This is a genomic window from Sporosarcina sp. SAFN-015, assembly GCF_059415085.1.
This window is the reverse complement of sequence record NZ_JBPFDR010000001.1, coordinates 217,259-240,518: the sequence shown is the minus strand read 5'-3', so window position 1 is coordinate 240,518 and position 23,260 is coordinate 217,259. Positions and strand designations below refer to the sequence as shown.

Sequence of the window (23,260 nt, the reverse complement as noted above, 5' to 3'; positions counted from 1 at the left end):
GGAACAAGATGAATATGAAGAATTATAATAAAACCCTCGATCGCTCAACCAAGCTATTGGCATTCGTCTATAGCATTTTCATAGTAGTCCCTATCTATTTCATACTTGGCAATGCTTATTACTTGGACTATATAAGCGGTTTTGCATTTATTGGGGCATTAATTGGCTTTATGGTGATAGCTGTAATCCCGTTGATTATTTTCAGGAAAGATAAGTTTAAGAGCCTTACCACCTTTTGGGTAATCGTGTTATTGTCCCTCTTTTGCGGTTACGAAAGTCTACTCTTGGAGTATGAGAGCAACACCTTTATTGCAGATGTCTACAGAGAACCAGAGGAAGTTGTACAAAACTCCAGAATATATGTTTTGGCGATTGGGCTTAACGATATTCATTATCTTGATGAGGAAACTAAAATAAGGGATATATATGAAAGGGACGGCATTCAAATTTTGGATTTGCACAAAATCACAAATCGAGATAGGTACTATAGCAAATCAAATGAAATAAAACGCTTTTTCGGATTTGGCAAAAAGCAATTTGACATAATGGGGGAGAATGTAAGAGGTTTTATGCAGGATGATATCCCGGTTATTAATGATTTTCTGAATCGAGAGAATCTAGTTGGAGACAGTGCCGGCCTAGCGTTAGGTCTTTCAGCGATGTCTCATAAAGGCAGCTTGCATAATGAAATTCCAATCGGTGTTACGGGAACATTAGAGCCAAATGGTAGAGTCAATGAAGTTGGCGGAATAGCAGGGAAGATGATCATATCGGAACAAAACGGTTTTCCATATATTATAATTCCCGTTGCAAATAGGAAAGAAGCTGAGACTGTAAAAGCCGAGCAAAAGTTAGCAATCGAAATCATACCTGTCCATCATATTGACGAAGCTATAACGGCGATAAAGGAATTGAACAAGTAAACATGAACCAAAGCCCTGATTTGAAGGAGTCAGGGCTTTTCGCTTTCACATTTAGCGCGAGCGTAATATTGCAGTCTGAAGCAGTTGCCCGCGCTCATAAAACTCCCCGAGTGATCATAAAACTCTCCAAGTGATCATAAAACTCCGCAAGTGATCATAAAACCCCGCAAGTGCTCATAAAACTCCGCAAGTGCTCATAAAACTCCGCAAGCGCTCATAAAACTCCACAAGCGCTCATAAAACGCAAAAAGTGCTCATGAAACCATCCAAGCGCCCAGAAACCTATATAAGCGCTCAAAAATTCCAGTTCGCGCTCAAAAATTGCTAAAAAGTGCTCATAACATCTCCATCGGCGCTCATAACATTCAATTTTCATGCATAAACTCTACCAATCACGTAATCCCAAACTAGCAAAATCCATCTAACTAAACATGAGGTGATAAAATGATCTACAAAAAACGAACGCTGCCGAGCGAACTGAAAGCACTCATTTCATTGGATAAACGCCTGCCAAACAATCATGATAAAAAGCATAACGTCAAAAAGAATCTCCTAATCTGCCAAGCAAGTTACAATGGCAAACTCGAATTTGACGAGCACATCAATGAATTCCGCCCAGACTACCCGCACGCCATACTCCACGACCTCTACCTACAACAAGATGGCGCTTATTTTCAAATCGACTCGCTCGTAATCACACCATCATCGATCACCATCGTCGAAGTAAAAAACCACATAGACAAAACGGTCATCAAAGCGAACCCGACCCAATTCATTCGCGTATTTCAAAACGGTGAACGCAAGGCCATGCGCAATCCGTATATCGAAATAGACCGGAAAATCCACCTGCTCAAAAACTGGCTCGGCAAACGCGGCATCCAAATCCCAATCGACGGCATCCTCACATTCGCACACACGAACGAACTCGCCATCGAACACCCGTCTCCTGAAATGAAAACGATGTTCACCTACGAAGTACCCGTCCACTTTCGATCACTACCCGTGAATGAACAAATTCTTGACGGACACGCAATCTACAACCTAGCAAACGCCTTGCTGGAACATCATAAAGAATACAACACATTCCCAATCGCAAATCTATACGGCATTAACCCGGCTGACATCCGACCTGGCGTCATCTGCCCAATTTGCGATCGCCTCGGCATGCAGTGGGGGAGGGAAAAGTGGAACTGTCTGTCATGCGGCCACACCGGAAAAACCGAACATCGCCAAACTGTCGAGGACTGGTTCATGCTCGTCCAACCGAAAATGACGAACCGCGAATTCCGCTACTTTACGCAGCTGAACAACCGCAACGTCGCCCGCGGCCTGCTCGCCAAATCCGGCCTGCAATTAATCGGCGAACGGAAAGCGGCCCACTATATCTTAATGAAAGAAGGGAAATCCCCAACTCCTGTTGAATAAAACAATACAACTTGAAAAGGGGTCCAAAACTATGAACATAACACTCGAAAAAGTGAACCAGGATAATATACGCGCCTGCGTCAAACTAGAAGTAGCCGAGTCCCAAAAAGAGTTCGTCGCGAAAAACGTCAACACAATCGCCTGGGCTTACGTCGATCCGAACTTCACGCCGTACGCAATACTCGACGGAGAAACCGTCATCGGCCTGCTCGCCATTGAGGACATTCCGGAAAACGAAGATTACGATCGCTACTGGATTCCCCGCTTCATGATCGGCGAACAATTCCAAGGCAAAGGCTATGGCAAAAAAGCGATGAAAGCTGCCATCGACTTGCTTGCGGCAAAACCCGATTGCCAAAGAATCCGCCTATCCGTCTGGCCAGAAAATCCCGGCGCCATCGAATTCTACCAAAAGGTCGGCTTCACCCTAACCGACGAACTGCTCGAAGACGAACTCGTCATGGATTACTACGTCCAACAACCGTAAAACGCTCCCCGGAGCGTTTTTCCACCTTTATATAATAGAAGAAACTTCGCGTGCCCTTCCCAAAATCTATCAAACTCCAATTACCCCCTCCCAAAAACAAGGAATTCCTGTATAATCAACCTCAAAGAAGTAAAACGTACTTCAAAACGAAAGGAGCACCTGGAAATGTCCTCCGAAAAACAAGAAACGTACAAGCCCGACCCTCGCTTCAAAATCGCGCATCGCGAAGCATTTATCGGCATTGGACTCGCTATCTTCAACTTCATCTGGTGGTACGGCTTCGCCTACGGACTCGGATCCCGCCCACCTGAAGAATACACATACATCCTCGGCTTGCCCGACTGGTTCTTCTACAGCTGCGTCGTCGGCTTCATCCTGATGTCCTTGCTTGTCATCGTCATCACCAACTTCGTCTTAAAAGAAGTCCCGCTCGACGCAGAATACACTGAAATGGAGGAATCCCAGAAGCCATGAACATCCAAGTAATCGTCCCGCTCGTCATATTTTTAATCGCGATCTTCGCCATCGGCTTAATCGCATCAAAACAAATGAGCACGGGCGGCGGATTCCTTCAAGAATACTTCCTCGGTGGACGCGAACTCGGCGGCTTCGTCCTTGCGATGACGATGGTCGCCACATACGGCAGCGCATCGAGCTTCCTCGGGGGACCCGGAACTGCCTACACAGTCGGCTTCGGCTGGATCTTGCTCGCCATGACGCAAGTCGTCACAGGTTATTTCGTCCTGCTTATTCTCGGAAAGAAATTCGCCATCCTCGGCCGTAAATACAACGCCGTCACGATGATTGATTTCCTGAAAGCGCGGTATAACAGCCCAGCGGTCGCAATCCTATCAGCCATCGCCATCATCATATTCCTATTCTCCGCCATGACCGCGCAATGGGTCGGCGGGGGACGGCTCATCGAATCGCTGACAGGGCTAGAGTATACGACAGCACTTTTCATCTTCGCAATTTCCGTCCTCGTCTACGTGACGATCGGCGGATTCCGTGCCGTCGCACTGACCGACGCCGTCCAAGGAGCAATTATGGTCGTCGGCACACTCATCCTGCTCATCGGCGTCATCATCGCTGGCGGAGGGGTGCCAGCCATCATGCAAGATTTATTGAATGAAAACCCAAGACTCGTCACGCCATTCGGAGCGGATGGCTCACTCACGGCTGCCTATGTATCTTCGTTCTGGATACTCGTCGGGGTCGGTGTCGTCGGGCTCCCGCAAATGGCCATCCGCGCCATGAGTTACAAAAGTTCACGCGCCATGCACCGAGCACTCGTCATCGGCACAATCGTCACCGGCTTCATCATGCTCAACATGCATCTGATCGGCGTCTTCGCGCGCCCTGTCATGCCGGGAATCGACGTAGGGGACAAAGTTATTCCGTTAATCGCGCTCGAAGTATTGCCCCCATGGCTAGCGGGCATCGTCCTCGCGGCACCGATGGCAGCAATCATGTCGACCGTCGACTCGCTGCTCCTGCTTGTCAGCTCGGCAATCGTCAAAGACGTATATCTGAACTTCATTAAACCGGACGCAACCGAAAAACGCGTCAAACAACTGAGCTTCGGCATCACAGGCATCCTAGGAATCATCGTCCTCCTACTCGCCATCCAGCCGCCCGATTTGCTCATCTTCCTGAACCTATTTGCATTCGGAGGACTCGAAGCAGCCTTCATCTGGCCAATCGTCCTCGGACTCTATTGGAAATACGGCAACAAATACGGTGCAATCCTTAGCATGATCACAGGCATTGCAAGCTACATCGCGATTCATTTTTACAACACGACATATGGCAACTTACTAGGCGTCCACACAGTGACGATTCCAGTCGTCCTGTCCCTGCTCGCCTACATCATCGGCTCCCTTACTATTGAGCGAAAAGTATATAGATTTTAATGAAAAGCGGACTCCCACAACGAGAGTCCGCTTTTCCATTTGTTGCAACGCAATCAAACTGCCGAGCAACACAATTAAATTCATTCGCAACGAAATCAAACAAGTGCAACACAAACAAACTGCCACGTAACACAAGCAAATCCAATCGCAACGAAATCAAACAAGCGCAACACAATCAAATCACCCCGCAACGAAACAAACTTCAGCTGCTACACAACCAAACTCATTCATAACACAACCAATCATTGCCGCATCGAAACCAAACCCTCGATTTGCCAAAACCATTTAGCGCGAATGGGAGAGGGAACCCCTTAAGAAACTCCCGCGACAATCTATCAAGACCGTGGGCTTTGCCCAGACCCAGCAGGGGGATGATCCCCCTGCACCCTCACATCCCTCGCCGGTAGGCAGGAACAAACAGTGTTTGTTCCAAGCCAAGAGGGTCTGGGTGCATCTTGTTTGTCAACGCCTTTCCGCTCCTTATGCTCACTCGGGCAAACCACCCTCGCTCCGCTACCGCGGAAAGGTGTTGACAAACGCTTGATAAGTCTTGAAAAATGGTGATCAATCACAACCAATGCAACTTCGCAATGCAATCATTTAACTTCGTTCCTCTTATATCCACATGCAAACTTCGAATTTAACGCAAAACCGACCGCAACCCCACCCCATATGCTAAACTAGACTCTTATCATCACTAGAAAGAAGGACACCGCCATGTGGAAAATCTACATACTGCTCACCACAACTATGCTGCTCTGGGGACTCAACCTCCCGATGCTCAAATACATGCTCGAATACATGCATCCCGTCACGATGACTGCACTCCGCGTCTTCACAGCAGGCATCACCGTATTCACGATACTCGGGGCTCTTAAACTCGTACGCCTCCCGACCAAAAAGGAATGGACATACATCATCGGAGGAGCCGCGCTCAACGTCGTCCTTCACCACTACTTCCTCAACATGGGCCTCTTCCGAACGTCCGGCACAAACGCCAGCCTCATCCTCGGAACCGGTCCCGTTCTAACAGCAATCTGTACTGCACTCATCCTGCGCAACTACCCGACCAAAGTCCAATGGATCGGCGCAGTCGTAGGATTCATCGGCATCGGATCCGTCGTCCTCGCAGGCGGCGAAGGATTCACCGGCCTTAAACTCGGGGACGCATTCATCTTCATCTCGATCCTTGCCCAAGTCCTTTCGTTTTTAGTAATCGCGAAGGCGGCAAGGACGCTTGACCCAAGGCTGCTCACCGCGTATATGCTCACGACCGGGAGTTTGATCCTATTCGTCATCAGCCTCATCCAAGAGCCCGGCGAACTCATGAAATTCACAACTGTCCCGCAAAGCTTCTGGGCAGTGTTTGCAACGAGCGCCATTTTGGGGACAGCCGTAGGACACATGCTCTATAACTATTCCGTCGGCCAAGTCGGTCCCGCAAAAGCCGCCATCTTCATGAATTTGAACACTCTCTTTGCCCTGGTAGGCTCAGCGATCTTCCTCGGCGAAATCATCACAAGCCGCCATTTATTCGGCTTCGTTTTAATCATCATCGGCGTCATCCTCGGATCTGGAGCTGCAGAAGATCTGTGGAAGAAACGTAAAATCAAGGCCGAGTCGTCCTGAGGGCGACTCGGTCACTCTTTATAAGTCAATTGCAACACAATCAATTCACCGTGCAACGCAAGCAAACTCAACCGTAAGACAATCAAACTACCGCAACACAATGAACTACGGTCGAAACACAATCATTCACGCACATAACGAAAACAAATCCAACCGCAAGACAATGAAATCACTTCGCAACACAACTAAACGGCACAACTGGCAATGACTATTGTTGAAGTGTAAACTATAATTACTAATTCAAAGAAACTGACCGGACAGAGGAGGCAATACCATGAAAGTATTCGAAGAATTTTTAGCGAAAATCGATAACCCGGAACATCGGGCGCGTACAGAAGAAGTGTTGGCATGGGTATCCGAGAAATATCCAAACTTTGAACAGGTCATCAAGTGGAACCAACCGATGTTCACTGACCACGGCACTTACATCATCGGCTTCAGCGTATCCAAACAGCACTTGGCCGCATCCCCCGAGCAGGCAGGCATCACCCACTTTTCCGAACAAATTATAGAAGCCGGCTACAAGCACACCAAAATGCTCGTCCAATTCCCATGGAACAAGCCGGTCGATTACGAATTACTTGAGAAAATGATTGAGTACAACGTTGAAGACAAAGCAGACATCACAACATTTTGGCGGTAAGCAGGGGGGATCTCCCCTGCACTTGCAACACAATTAACTCGCCATGCAACGCAACCAAACACCCGCAACACAATCAACTCACCAAGTAACAAAAACACTGCTAGGCGCAACACAATCAAATTCAAACATAACGCAACGAATTCTAATCACAACACAACCAACTGCATAGTAGAACACAAGCCTTTGCATCCACCAAACATAAATGCTACCCTATCCTTGAACAAAGAATATTCAATTAAAGGAGCGTGCACACCCATACACGAAAAACGCAACGAGCCCGAAGAACTTTCCCAGCTCGAACGGCTGCTCATCAGATTACCTTCAAACCATCCGCAACACGAAACAATCAGCAAAAAGTACAACCAAGTAAAAGCCGGCTACATCGGCGAAACTTATGTAGACCGAGTACTCAACGAAATCGCCTTCCCCCAGGGCACAGTAATTTTGAAAGACATCACATTGGAAATAAACCCCGATTTCCTAATCCAGATCGACACCTTGATCATTTCCCCAACGATCGCTTTTCTTCTCGAGATAAAAAATTTCACTGGCACTGTACACTTTGACGAGATTTCCGGCAAAACGATTAAAATCGCACCGAACGGAACAGTGGACAAGTATGACTGCGCCATCCACCAAGTAGACCGAGCAGCAACCGGCCTAACCGAATGGCTAAAGCAGCATAACATCGACATTCCGATCGAGCCCATCCTCGTCATGGCGAACAACAAAACCGAAATTCCCGAATTCCCTCAATCCGTTACACTCAAATTTGCAAAACAGCTCCCGCGCTACATCCGGAATTTCATCACAGACAATCCGCAACTCAATACAAGTCAAATCTATCAAATCGCTAAAACTATCAATCTTAACCGAAGGAAATGGTGGAATGAAATGCCGTGCAAACGGTTTAAAATATCCCCGAATGACTTGAAAAGAGGAGTGCTGTGTCAAACATGCAACGAACCAGCTACACGAGTGCGAGGTCACTCCTGGTACTGCAAGGCATGCAAAAAGAACTCAAAAGATGCACTACAGCAATCGATAGACGACTGGTTTCTGCTTGTCAGCCCCACAATTACGAACAGACAGATCCGTATTTTTTTAGAACTGAAATCCTGCTCAGCGGCAAGTGTCGTCCTGCGCCAATCGAATCTTCGAAGACACGGTGCCTCCCGTAGTACAACGTATACGAAACCTTAAAGCCGCCTGAGGGAGCGGCTTTTTTATATGAATCAGTATCCAGCAGGCGCAACACTATAGATTCACTCTATAACACAACAATCCAGATGCGTAACACAACCAAATCCCCGCAAAACAATCAAATTTACTTGCAACACAAACAACCACTTATGCAACACAACCAAATCATAAAGCATCAAAACAAAAGCCAATCGCAAAGAAATGAACCTTGCATATACTCCTCCAAATACGCATAATCCAAAATTCTCACTCATAAATGCATTTTTACGCGCATAACCAATCACTACTACGCATATATACTCAAAAACTCGCATACCTCCACGTTTCACTCCACACTCTATTAAGAAATCAGTATACTCATAGAAAAAGGAGGCGAACATCTATGAAACTCAAAATCTCAACCGCACTTCTCGCTACCGCATTGCTACTAACACCTGCAATCCAGCCGGCACAAGCCGCATCATTCACAGACGTTCCGATATCCCACTGGGCATACGAGCCGATTGACGCCATCTCGGAACTCGGCATCATCAACGGCTACCCGGACGGCACATATAAACTCAACCAACCAGTGACGCGTGCCCAGGCGGCTAAAATCGTCGCGCTCGCAACGAAAACGAAGCCGACACAAGACTTCACACCGGACTTCAAAGACGTCACTCCGGCACATGGCGCCTACGACCATATCCGCGCACTCACTGAACACGGCATCTTTAACAACGGTGAAGCCTTCAACCCGAACGCCTCACTCACGCGCGGGCAAATGGCCAAAATCATCACACTCGCCTACGACATTACAGTAGACGACAACGACCTGATCTCCTTCAGAGACGTCAAAAAAATCAACGGCTACCATAGCTACATCACAACGATTGCGGAACTCGGCATCACAACGACCGAGCAAGGCGGCGAATTTAAGCCGAACGATCCCGTATCACGCGCCCATATGGCTGCCTTCATCCAGCGAGCCATCGAATTTGACGCCAAGCGCAAATCCGGTGAAATCTATTACGACAAAGCCCAACAAAAATACGTCGATAAAGTCTACTCGATCCCTGAGCCGCCACCGAGCCAAATGGACGACTCACAAGCAGCACAAACAATCAATCTAGTAAACACCGAACGCAAAAAGAAAAACCTAGCAGCACTCAAACAAGACAAAGAACTTTCGGCGATTGCCAAAGCAAAAGCCGAAGACATGGCGGAAAAGAATTACTTCGCCCATAACTCGCCAACATACGGCTCCGTCGGCAACATGCTCGATCACTTCAAATACGACTGGTCGGCGTACGGTGAAAATATCGCCAAAGGCTACACATCCGCCGAAACGGTCGTCCAAGGCTGGATGGAATCTCCCGGCCACCGTGCCAACATCCTCCAGTCCCGTTTCACGAACATCGGTACCGGCTACGCGACCGACCAAAACGGCACTCCATACTGGGTCCATCTTTTCTCGGCAAAATAAACGAGAAGGGGGCCCAACCCCTCTTTCTCTAATCGCGCCTCACAAGTCCCCAATAATGCAATAACCTCCGCGAACGTGCAAACAGGGAAAGGGTTATCAACAAAAATCTCCGCGTCTAAATTCCGTCGCAACACAATCATCCCACCCCGCAACGAAACAAATCATCAATGCAAAGCAACCATCCTCGCTCGCAACACAACCAAATCGTCGCAACACAATCAACTAGCATCACAACACAATCAAAGCCAAACGCAACGCAACCAATTCAGCCGGCAACGCAACCAACGCCCTACGCAACACAACCAACAAACCTTCGGCTCCGAAAAGAGCACTACTCTACAAAACTATTCTCCCGTACCATGTCTTTAATCTAACAAAGTGGGTATAATAACCATAACTACCCGATAACTAGAAAGGAGTCAGCGGCATGAAAAAAATCCATTCCATCTTACTCGCATTCATAACAATCATTTTGCTCGCGCCTCACGCCTCGGCCCAAACAGCATTTACCGCAGAAGCCGAAGCCGCACGCGTCGACGATATCAAGTTCTTCGTCGAAAACTTCTACTATGGAGACATTCCGGAAAACCTTCATGCCATGACGACCATTGACGAAATCATGGGCGCGCTCGACGAATACTCGCGCTACATGTCAGCAGACGAATATATGGATTATGTTGCAGCAGTCGGTGCCGACGACGTAGCCCTACATAACCTAACAGAGCCCGCTGTCACATCCGCCATGCTCTACGGCGACATCGGCTATATAAAGATCAATACCTTCTCGAACAACATGGACAAAGCCGTCACAAAACACTACTCGAACCTAAAAAAACAAGGCGCTGACAAACTCATCATCGACCTTCGCTACAACGGCGGCGGCTACGTCGAAAGCGCCGAAGAACTCCTCGGTCACTTCGAAGGCGTCAAAACAGCGTACGAAATGAAAACGAGAGAAGGCACGACAACCGTTAAACCCGTACAATCGAAAATAAAATTCCCGAAACAAACTTATGTACTCGTCAACCGCTACTCGGCATCCGCATCTGAAATCGTGGCGGCATCCCTCCAAGACCAAAATGCCGGAATCATCGTCGGCGAAAGGACAAAAGGGAAGGGCACCATCCAATCGTTCTTCGAATTCGAAGACGGATCAGCACTCAAACTGACAATCGGCGAATTCACTGGACCAAAGAAATCCAAAATCCATAAAAAAGGTATCGCGCCTACGATCGACTGCGAACACGATCAAGAGCTTTCGATCATCCATGCGCGGTTGCTAAAAGACTCGCTCGCACAGAAAAAGTATAAACAAGTCGACGATCTACAAGGCGTTGCAGCAGACAAAACATTCCACATCCATTTCACACAAAAAATGAACCTTAATGAAGCAAACACGTCCAATAAAGTAGAACTCATTAAAGTGGGAGGTGTCGCAGTCCCGATTTCACTTAAACCAAATGGTACGGATATGCTCGACATCAAGCCGCTGAAACAAATGCAAAAAGGCGGTTCCTATTTCCTCGTCATCCATCCCGGCTTCGCAAACGACACCGGCCGGACGACAAAGCACGGCATCTTCACACCGATAACGGTGAAATGAATCCAGCAAAAGAGGAAATATGTACAACCGATTCAACTATGCTATAATCAACGAATGTAAATTCAATAAAGCAGGGGTCTGGCACCATCGGACCCCTGCGTAAGCATTTCAATTTAATCTCAAGCACTACCTAATAAAAGCACTCCCATTCAGAAAGGAACATTACCTATGAATAACAAAATGTGCGTCGTCGGTCTTGGCTACATCGGCCTCCCGACAGCAGTCATGTTCGCCAACAGTGGCCTCGAAGTCCACGGCGTCGACGTCAACGAAAAAGCAGTCAATATGATCGCCAACAAGCAACTACATATAGAAGAAAATGGACTCCAAGAACGTCTTGACCAAGCGATCGACAGCGGTAACCTTACTGTTTCCACAACTCCAGTCGAAGCAGACGTCTACATCGTCGCCGTTCCGTCGCCGATCAATCCCGACAACACGGCAAACTTGGAATACATCCGCCAAGCGACAGCATCGATCGTGCCATATTTAAAACCAGGCGCACTCGTCATTCTTGAATCGACGGTTCCACCGAAAACAGTCGAAAACGTTATGTTACCTGAGCTTCGCAAATCTGATCTAATTCTCGGCGAAAACCTCTTCGTCTCTCACTCGCCTGAACGCGTCATCCCAGGCAAAATCTTCGAAGAGCTCGTCAACAACGACCGCATCGTCGGCGGTATCACACCGGAATCCGCCGAAAAAACGAAAGCGCTCTACAAAACATTCGTTCAAGGTGAAATCCACTTGACGGACGCAACAACAGCTGAACTCGTTAAAGTAATGGAAAACACATACCGTGACGTCAACATCGCGTTCGCGAACGAACTTGCGAAAATTGCAGAAACAATCGGCGTCGACATTTGGGAAGCGATCCGCTTTGCAAACTTCCACCCGCGCGTCAACATCCATATGCCGGGACCTGGAGTGGGCGGACACTGTATCGCTGTAGATCCATGGTTCCTAGTCGAACTCAACCCGGCTAACGCTGAAATCATACACAAAGCCCGTCTCACAAACGACGGCATGCCGCAATTCGTCGCTCAAAAAGCGCAATTCCTTCTTGACGCGAAAGGCATTACAGACGGTAAAGTCGCAGTACTCGGACTCGCATTCAAAGGCGACGTCGACGACATGCGCGAAAGCCCGTCCCTTAAAGTGATTGAAGCATTGCAAGAGAAGGGGCTGGAAGTGAAATCATTCGACCCACACATTAAAGAATTGCAGCACACGACTCAACAAGCGACACTCGAAGAAGCAACACAAGACGCTGACCTGATCATCTTGACGACGGATCATACCGACTTCAAACAGCTCAGCCCGAACACACTCACAACAAAACAACCGAAACCATTCATCCTCGACACGAAAAACGCACTCTCTCGAGATAAATGGGAACAAGCCGGATTCCACTACTTCAAACTTGGAGACGGCTCACCAGTAGGAGTCATGAGCTAAATGAAAGAAACCATACTCGGCGTCGACGTCAACACAGAGAACTACGATGAACTCATCCCAAAGCTCTTTCAAAACATCGACGCCAAAAAGAAATCACTCATCGTCGCCATCAACCCTGAAAAGTTGATGAAGGCAAAAGACGACCCAGCATTGAAAGCCTTGCTGAACCGTGCGGAATTCCAAATTCCGGACGGCATTGGCGTCATTATCGCGTCCAAGATCCAAAAAGGCAACATAACATCCCGCGTAACCGGTGTAGATATGATGGACCGAATTGTGAGGGAAGCAGCCCGAACAGGAAAGTCCATTTTCCTCTACGGCGCGAAGCCGGGAGTGGCGGATCGAGCAGCTGCTAAACTGATCGACACATACCCAGATCTCAAAGTCGCCGGCACACAGGACGGCTATGAAAAGGATACGTCAAAAGTGATTGCGAAAATCAACGCCGCACAACCTGATATACTATTCGTCGCAATGGGATCCCCGAAACAGGAACTATGGATTGAAGAGCATCGCGATAACCTGCATCCGATCCTCTACCAAGGAGTCGGCGGCTCATTTGACGTTCTTGCAGGCAATATTAAACGCGCACCTGCCGCATTTCAAAAAGTTGGCGCTGAATGGCTATATCGGTTATTATTGGAACCGAGCCGCATTAAACGGCAAATGAACTTGCCAAAATTCCTTTTTGAAATAATTCGCCGAAAATAAACAATCATACTTGTAATCTAGTAAAACTGGTGATAGAATACGTAAGTGTAAGGATAATTTCCTCTGTAGCATATATTATTAAACGCCACGCAGGACGAAAACGGTTGGTTGACCGCACAAAAGGCCTTGAACAGCTCCCATCTGTTCAAGGCCTTTTGCCTTTCTAAGACTGTTGATCGCTATTCAATATGAACCTTGCTAGAAGAACAGTATTTCTTCTAGTAAGGTTCTATTTTATTCATAGGTATAATAGATTCAGTAAGCTTCACTTATATTTGCAGAATAATAGATTCAAGGGGAGTCAAAGAGGGACAATCAACCATATTTAAAACAATTTTTTCCTATTACGGTTCTATTTCTTTTATTGCGGTAGTAGATTCTAAAGCATGGCCAAGCTATAAAAAAATTACTAATATATCCAAGGAGAGAACTTCCAAGAGGTCCGTACCTCTTGGTGTACGGGACAAACAGAAACAGTAAGATAATTAGGATGATTTAAGACTTTTGTTGAAATATGATAGAAATACTTGATATATTTTTAAGATAAGGTAGAATAGTAGAAGCAGCGGAAAATTACATAGGGTTTGGGACTTGCAATCTAGCAAAATACCAATAAGTAATTGACATCCCTGCTGCTAGTATCTATACTTTATTGTGTAATGGCTTCTACTTCCATTTTGCCGTGGGGTAGATGACAAATTTTATTTCTTATTAGAGGAGGAAATTATTCAATGGCTAACCAACCAACGAAGTATCGCAAGTTTGTAGTTGGCGCTGCATCAGCTGCATTAGTAGCATCTGCAGTAGCACCAGTAGCAAGCGCGAAAGATTTCTCAGACACAAAAGGCAACACACACGAACCAGCAATCGATGCACTATCTGATGCTGGCATCATCACGGGTTACCAAGATGGAACATTCAAGCCTAACAAAACGTTGACTCGTTCTGACGTAGTTAAATTGATGGGTAAATGGCTTGTATCTGAAGGCTACGAAGTACCTTCTGACTACAAAACTAACCCACGTTTCACAGATTTGACATCTGCTTCAAACGATGAGCTTCTAAAATATGCTGCAGTTGTTAAAGACAACGGCGTATTCAACGGAAGCAACGGTCGTCTTCTAGCAGGCGACAACATCACTCGTGAAAACATGGCAGTTGTACTTGTTCGCGCGTTTGATACAGTAAACGACTTCAACCTAGTTGAATATGTTCAAGGTCAAGACTTCAAACAAGAAGTAACAGACCGTAACGCTGCTAAAGCTGAAGCTCGCACAGCGATCGATGTCCTAGACTTCTTCGACATCACAACTGTTGCAACTTTCAACCCGAAAGATACAACAACTCGCGGTCATTTCGCATCATTCCTACACCGCGCACTTAACACTGACTTCTCAAAAGTTACTGGAGTGGTAACTGGTGTTGAGTCAATTAAGGCTGTTAATGCAACAACTGTTGAAGTGAAATTTGTCGAAGGCGTAAAAGACATTAACTCACTTAAATTTGCAATTGAAGGTTTGACAGTTTCAAACGCAGTAGTGAAACAATCAGATGCTAAAACAGTTATTCTTACAACTTCTGCTCAAGAAGGCGGAAAGAAATACGATGTTACTTTGAACGGTGACAAGCTTGGATCATTTGAAGGAATCTCTGCACTAATTCCGACATCAATTAAAATGAACACTACTTCTGTCCAATCAAAAGTTGGTAACGAAGTAATTCTTAAAGCTGATATCGGTGTGAAAGAAGCTAATGTTCCTGTAACATTCAACGTAACTCCAAATGCTGCTTTGAATAAAGCTCAAGTTGAAGAAGTTTACACGGATGCAAATGGTATCGCAACATTCTCATACACTCAATATACTAACGGTGAAGATTTCGTAACTGCTTACCCAACAGGCGCACCAACGAAGCGTGATTTCGCAACAGTATACTGGGGTGTTGATACTATCCTGACTATCGAAGAAGATAAAGCAGGAGCTTCAGTTGCTAACGGAACGAAAAAAGTATACACAGTTACTTACCTTGATCCACAAACAGGACGCCCAGTGGTGAATCAAGATCTAAATGTTTCTTTCTTGGAGAACATTGATGTTGATTATTCAGCGGTCGCTAAAGCAACTGTTACTAACCCGAAAACAGGAGTGACTAAAACTCCATACCAAGCAAAGTCAGGTGCTAAAGAAGAGCTTGTAATCACAACTGACTCAACTGGTAAAGCTACATTTGTAGTTTCAGGAACTAACGTTGCTGTAACTCCATTCGTATTTGTTGATAAGAAAACATCAACTGTAAACAATAACAGAGGCAATGGCATCTTCGATAAAGAAGAGTTGATGCAAGCAGCTTCAAAAGTAACGTTTGCAGGTGCACAAGTGAACTATGCATTGACAGTTACACCAGTAGGTGACGCTGAAGCAGCTGCTGGTTCTGATAACGGTCGTGTATATAAAGTAGCAGTTACTAACCCGAACGATAGCAACAAACCATATGCTGGTGGTGTAATCAACGTATCACTTGATGAGTTGATGGAGCGCAATATGAGTACAAATTCAAAAGCGCAATTTGAAAATGTTGGTAACAGCAAAGCTGTAACTCGTACTGTTTCTAAGTACGGTGGTGACTTTGGACAACAGGCTACTATCAAGTTGGATGCTAAAGGTGAAGCTTCTTTCTTACTTTATGGCAACAACAATGATCAAGGAACTCCAGTAGTTTGGATCGACCAAAACAACTCTCTAAACACACAAAGTGGTGTGCTTGAAGATGGAGAGCCATCTACAAAAGCAGCTACAACTTACTTCCAACTTTCCCGTGTTATTGGAGCAGACTTGTATGCTCTAAACAATGCAGGTAAAGCAGTAAAAGATTTCCCACGTGGAGACAGTGCAACATTCACTTTTGATTTGACTAACCAAAGTGACAGCGCGTTTGGAAATTACACTGGTAAAGTAACATTTGAAATCCGAAATACTGGTGCAAACGCTCTTACACTACAAGAAACTGATGATGTTCTTTATGACCAAAACGGTCAAAGAATTGCAAACCCAACTACAATTGAAGTGGGCGGAGCAATCACAGTTACTACAAACGTTGTAAACGGTAAAGCTAACCTTAAGCTTTACTCAACTGATGCTACTTCAGCAACAATCTATGCTTCAGCTGTAACTGGTACAAACTGGTCTGGCGATGTTCGCAACGATAATAAATATGTTGCAGCGGAAGTCTTCACTGCTACATTCAGCGGCGAATACGTACCAGCTAACTTCACTGGAACTGTAGTAGGTGTTGACAAAACTAAGCAAGAAGTTACATTGCGTTATGGTTCAACTAACTATACATTATCCTACAAAGGTGCAGAGTACTACTACAATACTTCATCTGTACAAAGTACACTTGCATTCTTTGAAAGCCGTTTAAGCAATGGTGACCTTGTAACATTTACAAAAGGCGATGGCGATAAAATCAAGAATAAATTCGACATCATTAAAGATGAAACTCAAGTTGTCCCAGTAACTGACTTGGCATTCACTGATACAAACCCAGTAGCTGGAACAGTTGCAGGAGAAATCAAATTCACAGCAACAGAAGGTCAAATTTACACAGTTGAGTTAGGAGATACTGTGATTGCAAAAGATGCATCAGGTAAATATACTGTTGCAAACACTCCATATGTAGAAGATATGGTGATTACTGTAACTGCAGATAGCGGAGATTACTCCGAAACAACTACCCTAAAAGTTGTTGATAATAAATCAGCTTCTGAAGCTGAAGCTGCAGCTTTTACAGCAGTTACTAATGCTATCAAAACTAACACTTGGGCTGGCGTAACTCCAGATACTTTTACAGCTGCAGGTATCACGGGTGTTACTCTTGGAAACATCGCTAAAGTTAAAAGTGATTTAGTAGGAGCATATGAGTCACTTGGAAGAGATTTGACTAAAGCTGAGATTCAAGAAATTATTACTCCAGGTGAAAATTCAAATCCTGGAACACCTGAAGAGAGTGTAGTGACTGTGCAAGATTTGAATGCTGACTTGCAAGAACTAGCACCAGGAATTTTCAATGTGGTAGTAACTGAGGCTAATGCAACATCAAAACTTCAAGCCACAAATGAATCTGTATTAGTATTAGAGGTACCTAACAAAGAAACAATTGAATTAACTTATGACGCTGAAAAAGGTAACTTTGTTGAATTTGCTGTACAAGGTTATACTAAAGCGGAATTGTTAGCTGCAAAGGTAACATTGAAAAAATAATAAGCAATAAAACAAGCCGGCCATTGCCGGCTTGTTTTATAACGATTTTTATGAGCAAAACATATAGGAGGCTTGTTTAATGAAACTATCATATAAAGTACTTTCAACTGCGTTTGTCGCTGCGCTGGCTACGGCGTCAATTGTCGCACCAGCACCTTCTTCAGCGGCTGAAGCTTCAGTTGATCAGATTGTTGTTAAAATGGGTGAGAAAAACTACTCTATCTCACTAATTGATTATGCAATTGCACAATACAAAGGTCCTGGTGATCAATTGTATGATTTTATAGCTGATGGTTCGGTATCAGCAATCGCATCAGAAAGTAAATACATCTCTCTTATAGACTATGCAATTGCTGTCTATCAAAATGATGGTAATACCTCTGCAGCGATTGAAGATGCTGCAGCTATTTCTAATGAAACGTTATCGACCTTCGAACTTTTTAAAGGATTTGACGAAGAAGGTAAACCAATAACTGAAGAGATAGTGGGTGACAAAGCTTTTGAAGTTCTATCAATTTCTGCAGTAACCAAATCAAGTATTACAGTAAAGTCTGATGCCCCCCCCTCTTCTACACCAACAGCAAAACAATTTAATGTAACTGTTGGTGGGGAAAAGGTTGAAGTTGCTAAAGTTTCTGAGCAGACTGACGGTTCATTGCTTCTAGAAGTTGATTTAACTGGAAAAAGAGGTACATTAGTTGTTAATGAAGTTACATTTGAAGACTATATTGTTGATTACCTTACAAAACTATCTGTATATGTCGGAAACAATCATGTTTTAACGGTTTCCAATGGATTAAGTACCTCTTTATCTGAAGTGAAGGGCATTTATGCGGAAATACTTAAACCAGCTTTAGAATTTTTCGTCTTACAAGGACTTTCTGTAGATGCTTCATTCATTACTGACGTTGAGACAGCTGTCAAGAAAGAAATTACTGAACTTACTGGAGAGACAGTTATGTCTAACGTAAGACTAGCTGATCTAGATGGTAAAACGATTTCTATTACATTAACAGGTTATGAAGCTGAAAATCCTGAAAATGTAAAAACATATGATTTTGAAATATCCTTTCAAAGTCAATTAGATTGAAATTCTATAGTAAAATTAAGTCAATTTTTTTTGGTCGATATTTAGTGTAAAAGAACTAGCCAATTAGCTGGTTCTTTTTTAGTTCAATATTTAGTTTTTTCACGGAATGTCCACCCCTGTGTTAGAATATAACTATAGATAATATTAAGCAATATGCATTATGGGGGAAGCAAATGAAAAAACAATTTTCACGCCAACAATTATTCAGAGCCACACTTGCCGCAGCTGTCGCAACAGGAACTATTGTAGCAGTAGCACCATTGGAATCCGAAGCATCTAAGTTAGCGATGTCCGACATTACGAACAATCAACATAAAGAAGCTATCAAAAATTTACTAGAAAGAGGTATCGTGAAAGGTTTTCCGGACGGAACATTCAAACCTGGCCAACAAGTGACACGAGGACAAGCAGCTAAAATCATTGCACAAATCCTTAACCTAGATACACAAAACGTAAAAGATCCAGGCCTTATGGATGTGTCCAAGGAAAGTCAATACTATGGAGCGATTGCGGTCCTTGTCAACAAAGGTATTATTTCGGGTTATGAAGACAAAACATTCAAACCAGGAAACCCTTTGACACGCGCCCAAATGGCGAAAATCCTTGCCGTTGGTTTTGGATTCAAAGAAGAACCATTTAGAGAAACACGCCTTGTAGATGTTAAATCAACAAATTGGTATGCAGGCTATGTTCAAGCACTTCTTACACATCAAATTACTAGTGGGACGTCTGCAACAACATTTTCACCCGGTGAATATGTAACGCGTGGGCAATTGGCTTCTTTTGTTATTCGTTGCGAAAAGGAAGCTCTCGGAAAGAACGAAGTACCATCACAACCAAATGAAGAATTGCCAAAGAATGAAGAGACAAAGCCGGAATTGGAACCAAATGAAAATAAGGACACGACCGGGCAACCCAATCAACCAGGTGGTAAGGATAATCAAAACGGTAGCTCACAACCAGACAAAGATGCAGGGCAAAATGGAAGTAATCCATCGGACGGAAAGACTGACCAAAATAGCGGTTCAAAACCAGGTACTCCTGGTGACAATGGATCTGCGAAGCCGAACGGGAACGAAGGGACTTCTTCTAACGAACCTTCCAAAGATAAAGATGCAAAATTAACACAGGCAGAAATTGAACAAAAATATGCGGCATTGTTAGATGATATACAAAATAGTGCAAGCAGTAGCCTTGACAGTCTCGTAGATTCTGCGATAAATGAGTATAATGAATTGAAAAGAAAAGGAGGAGAAATTAAAATTTCTTCATTATATAATTCATATTCAAGTGCTGCCAATAACCTTGAAGCCAGTACAGATGCAGCAATGAATAGTGTTTTACAATCAATGGCTGCAGATCTTATTAGCAATGGCTATTCAACTGAATCCGTAAAGAGTATCTCGGATTCTTACAATGCATCGAAAAAAAGCATTAAAGATAGCTTGCTAAGTGGGATATTAGGGAATTTGTAATTAAATAGGGTGGCATTAGGAAGACCCGCATACGTGGGTCTTTTTTATTTGTTAAATGAATCAACAGTATAGCCGCCATTACACACGTAGTCTATAATTAATGTACTACTAAAAGAGGAGAAAAAAATGAATAGACTTCTATCTTATTTCTTGCCTATTGCTCTACTGTCAATGTTATTGCATCCGGATGGGGTTTTTGCTGAGGGCCAAAAGGTGGATGATTTCGAATATATACCTGATCCTATCGAAACTGGTGACGTTATCGTTAAAGTGATTGATAGGTTTGGAAACTATGAATATGAAGCAATACCGGAAGCTGAATATACACAATTGAAAGCTCTCGAGTCGACGAATCCATATAGGATTTCACCGTTCCCTCGGATTGAGTTTGTTCAAAAAGAATATATCCGGTACGTAGATCCATTCCAGTCGAATAATCCGCCGCTTTCGTGGGGGCCGGACCGTATCGGTTCTTCCGTTCTAGCAAATTCAATATCGGGTTCAAATGAAATTATTGTAGCTGTAGTGGACTCAGGGGTCGATTATAATCATCCTTTTTTAAAAAACAGAATGGTAAGAGGTTACGACTTTGTCTCCAATGATTCTGATCCGATGGACGTCCATGGACATGGCACGCACGTATCCGGGATTGTCGTTGACTCGACATCAGATAATGTGAAAATCATGCCGATCCGCGTTTTGGATGGACAAGGGCGGGGCAGCGATTTAAATATATCTAAAGGGATTCGATATGCTGTCGATCACGGAGCGCATGTTATTAATATGAGCCTAGGTGGTCCAGGGCCATCCCCAATGATGAAAGAAGCGATTGAATATGCGGTAAATAAAGGGGTACAAGTCGTTGTAGCAGCAGGAAACAATAAGGCTGACACAAAGCATTACTATCCTGCAAGTGACGAGAAAGCAATTGTAGTTGCTGCGACGAATCAAAACGATCAACCTGCCTATTTCAGTAATTTTGGAACGAGTATTGATATAGCCGCTCCTGGTGAATCCATAAACAGCTCGATTATCGGCGGCGGTTATGGAGTACAAAGCGGGACGTCGATGGCGGCTCCATTTGTCAGTGGGGTGACTGCATTGCTTTTATCCGTAAACTCGGAGGCTAGTAAAGAGGATATCGAGGATCTCCTTTTTATGTATACGGACGATAAATGGCAGACTGGCCGTGATATTTATTACGGTGAAGGAATAATCAATATAACGAACTACGTGACGTCTACTGAACCTCTTTCTGTCATCAGTCCAAACGCTTATTCTCAACAAGCTGAAAAAGTTGAGCTAAAGGTGATTCTTGAAAACGCTGTAGGGAAGACGTTATATGTAAAAATAGGTGGACAGCAGCTTGCTCAAAGAAAGGTTACACAAAATGGCTTTCAAGCGTTGACCGTTCCATTTGATAAGATTGAAAGTGGAAACTATACAATGGAAGTAGGTATTGATAATGGACAAATTCATAAACAGATTCCTATAACAATTACGAATCATACGAATCAGTTTTCTATAAAGGATACCGGAGGAAGCTCGGATACCTCTTTTGAAATAATCATTTATGGAATAAAAGATGGCGAGGTAGTGAATGAGAACTTACATCCGACTGCTACCCCACTCTATCATTCGGGCTCAATTGGGGATACTGCAGTTATAGACGGTATGGATGTTAACGAACTGAAAGAAAAATTAGATTATATTGTAGCGGTTGCGAAGAGTGCAAATCGGGACACCCCACTATATGTACGAGAGTTAGTTACAAATGGCAACCATATGTTTGAACCGACAACCATTCAAAAGATCGCATTCGAGAATAAGTTGTCAGCTAGTAATCCAAATGCAATGTATAAAAATAATATACAGCTATCATTTAAGGGAACGCTCTTGCCTAAAACACTGTTATTTATGACCCCGAACAGTGAACAGCTTGTTATGTACGTCGAAAGAGGCAATCATTTAGTAAACTTCTTCTCGGAGGATTTCTTCTATAGTGAGTTTACAGGTAATGAGAAAGAGCTTAACTTAGCTGTTACTGAGCAAAATACCTTTGAATATAATTTCATCAGTAATTCAGATGGAGTTGGAGCGGACGGTTTCATGGCAGGTGACTATGCTTATTTACGACTTTATATGTCACTCGATCCATTCATTGAAGTTGGGGATCAGGCACTGGAACAAGGCAGCAATACATTCCGCATTAAAAAAGGGGACTATCGCGCTTTACTATCGCATTACGTAAAAGACAAAAGGGAGCTTGTCGTCTTTCGCGATATTAATGAACAAACAGCACTGAGGAATTCTGTATTCAACTACGGCGGGACAATAAAAGGCGAATTTCTTATCAATTATTTAGCAGACGGATTAAGCGGAAAAATTTTATACAAAGATGGATTTGGAAATACTCTTTACACAAATTCAGGCTACTACGATTATCTCGGCTATGCGATGGAGCAAGGCGAATTCCAGCCAGCATTTGATACGGAGGTATGGAGCCGTGTAACGTTAACGGATGAATATGGTGAGCAGTGGCAGACAACAGTCCAGGGAGATAATGACTTTACATTTTCTCCAGCTGTTCCCGATGGAAAGTATACATTGAGCTTTAATTATGAAAATGATATTTATCCTGTTCAAAATGCAGTAGCTACAGTCTTGGTCGAGAATCGACAATTTGTCAAAGACGATTACTTCCACTTCGAATCAAAGATTGACATCCCTGTCGATAAAGTCTGGACTGTCACAGTTAATCGGGAATTTAAACCTGAAGAGGTTGTCAAAGCTGTCGTCAAAAAAGGAACGACCGTCCATGATACTTGGATAGAACAGAAGAATGAAGCTAAGCAATTGTTAATTCACCCGCTCACTCCTTATGAGTATGGGGAGCACTACGTAATTGAAATTCAGCTTTACAATGGAAAGAAATATAGAATGCGTTTTAATACTGTAACAAAATAGTTTTAATCA

The 23,260-nt window shown here is 44.2% G+C and carries 16 protein-coding genes; all 16 read left to right on the top strand.

What is annotated here, in order from left to right; translation table 11 throughout:
• The first annotated feature begins 14 nt into the window (after positions 1–14).
• The 16 genes from ACR65H_RS01020 to ACR65H_RS00945 all read left to right on the top strand — a co-directional run bounded on the left by ACR65H_RS01020 (position 15) and on the right by ACR65H_RS00945 (position 23,251).
• Positions 15–923, top strand: a complete 909-nt coding sequence (locus ACR65H_RS01020; protein WP_440498196.1) for a S16 family serine protease — start codon at positions 15–17, stop codon at positions 921–923.
• Positions 924–1,367: 444 nt separating this feature from the next.
• Positions 1,368–2,348, top strand: coding sequence for a nuclease-related domain-containing protein (locus ACR65H_RS01015; protein WP_440498195.1), 981 nt, complete (start codon positions 1,368–1,370; stop codon positions 2,346–2,348).
• A 31-nt stretch (positions 2,349–2,379) separates the two neighbouring features.
• Positions 2,380–2,835 (top strand): GNAT family N-acetyltransferase, encoded by a 456-nt coding sequence (locus tag ACR65H_RS01010; protein WP_440498194.1) that lies wholly within the window; start codon positions 2,380–2,382, stop codon positions 2,833–2,835.
• A 165-nt stretch (positions 2,836–3,000) separates the two neighbouring features.
• Complete coding sequence (locus tag ACR65H_RS01005; RefSeq protein WP_440498193.1) at positions 3,001–3,309, top strand: YhdT family protein; 309 nt, start codon at positions 3,001–3,003, stop codon at positions 3,307–3,309.
• Positions 3,306–4,748: a sodium/pantothenate symporter gene (panF, locus tag ACR65H_RS01000; protein ID WP_440498192.1), complete on the top strand. Its 1,443-nt coding sequence runs from the start codon at positions 3,306–3,308 to the stop codon at positions 4,746–4,748. Before ACR65H_RS01005 ends, panF begins: the two co-directional genes overlap by 4 nt.
• A gap of 717 nt (positions 4,749–5,465) precedes the next feature.
• Complete coding sequence (locus tag ACR65H_RS00995) at positions 5,466–6,377, top strand: DMT family transporter (RefSeq protein ID WP_440498191.1); 912 nt, start codon at positions 5,466–5,468, stop codon at positions 6,375–6,377.
• A gap of 274 nt (positions 6,378–6,651) precedes the next feature.
• Positions 6,652–7,020, top strand: coding sequence for an iron chaperone (locus ACR65H_RS00990; protein ID WP_440498190.1), 369 nt, complete (start codon positions 6,652–6,654; stop codon positions 7,018–7,020).
• Positions 7,021–7,236: 216 nt separating this feature from the next.
• Positions 7,237–8,223: a nuclease-related domain-containing protein gene (locus ACR65H_RS00985; protein WP_440498189.1), complete on the top strand. Its 987-nt coding sequence runs from the start codon at positions 7,237–7,239 to the stop codon at positions 8,221–8,223.
• A gap of 382 nt (positions 8,224–8,605) precedes the next feature.
• Positions 8,606–9,688, top strand: a complete 1,083-nt coding sequence (locus ACR65H_RS00980; RefSeq protein WP_440498188.1) for a CAP and S-layer homology domain-containing protein — start codon at positions 8,606–8,608, stop codon at positions 9,686–9,688.
• Positions 9,689–10,115: 427 nt separating this feature from the next.
• Positions 10,116–11,291 (top strand): S41 family peptidase, encoded by a 1,176-nt coding sequence (locus ACR65H_RS00975; RefSeq protein ID WP_440498187.1) that lies wholly within the window; start codon positions 10,116–10,118, stop codon positions 11,289–11,291.
• 168 nt (positions 11,292–11,459) lie between these two features.
• Positions 11,460–12,749: a nucleotide sugar dehydrogenase gene (locus ACR65H_RS00970; RefSeq protein ID WP_440498186.1), complete on the top strand. Its 1,290-nt coding sequence runs from the start codon at positions 11,460–11,462 to the stop codon at positions 12,747–12,749.
• Complete coding sequence (locus ACR65H_RS00965; RefSeq protein ID WP_440498185.1) at positions 12,750–13,460, top strand: WecB/TagA/CpsF family glycosyltransferase; 711 nt, start codon at positions 12,750–12,752, stop codon at positions 13,458–13,460.
• Positions 13,461–14,191: 731 nt separating this feature from the next.
• Complete coding sequence (locus ACR65H_RS00960; RefSeq protein ID WP_440498184.1) at positions 14,192–17,719, top strand: S-layer homology domain-containing protein; 3,528 nt, start codon at positions 14,192–14,194, stop codon at positions 17,717–17,719.
• 79 nt (positions 17,720–17,798) lie between these two features.
• Positions 17,799–18,809 carry a hypothetical protein gene (locus tag ACR65H_RS00955; RefSeq protein WP_440498183.1) on the top strand — a complete coding sequence of 337 codons (1,011 nt, stop codon included), beginning with the start codon at positions 17,799–17,801 and terminating at the stop codon, positions 18,807–18,809.
• Positions 18,810–18,982: 173 nt separating this feature from the next.
• Positions 18,983–20,284 carry an S-layer homology domain-containing protein gene (locus ACR65H_RS00950; RefSeq protein WP_440498182.1) on the top strand — a complete coding sequence of 434 codons (1,302 nt, stop codon included), beginning with the start codon at positions 18,983–18,985 and terminating at the stop codon, positions 20,282–20,284.
• A 126-nt stretch (positions 20,285–20,410) separates the two neighbouring features.
• Positions 20,411–23,251, top strand: coding sequence for a S8 family peptidase (locus tag ACR65H_RS00945; protein WP_440498181.1), 2,841 nt, complete (start codon positions 20,411–20,413; stop codon positions 23,249–23,251).
• Positions 23,252–23,260: the final 9 nt, after the last annotated feature.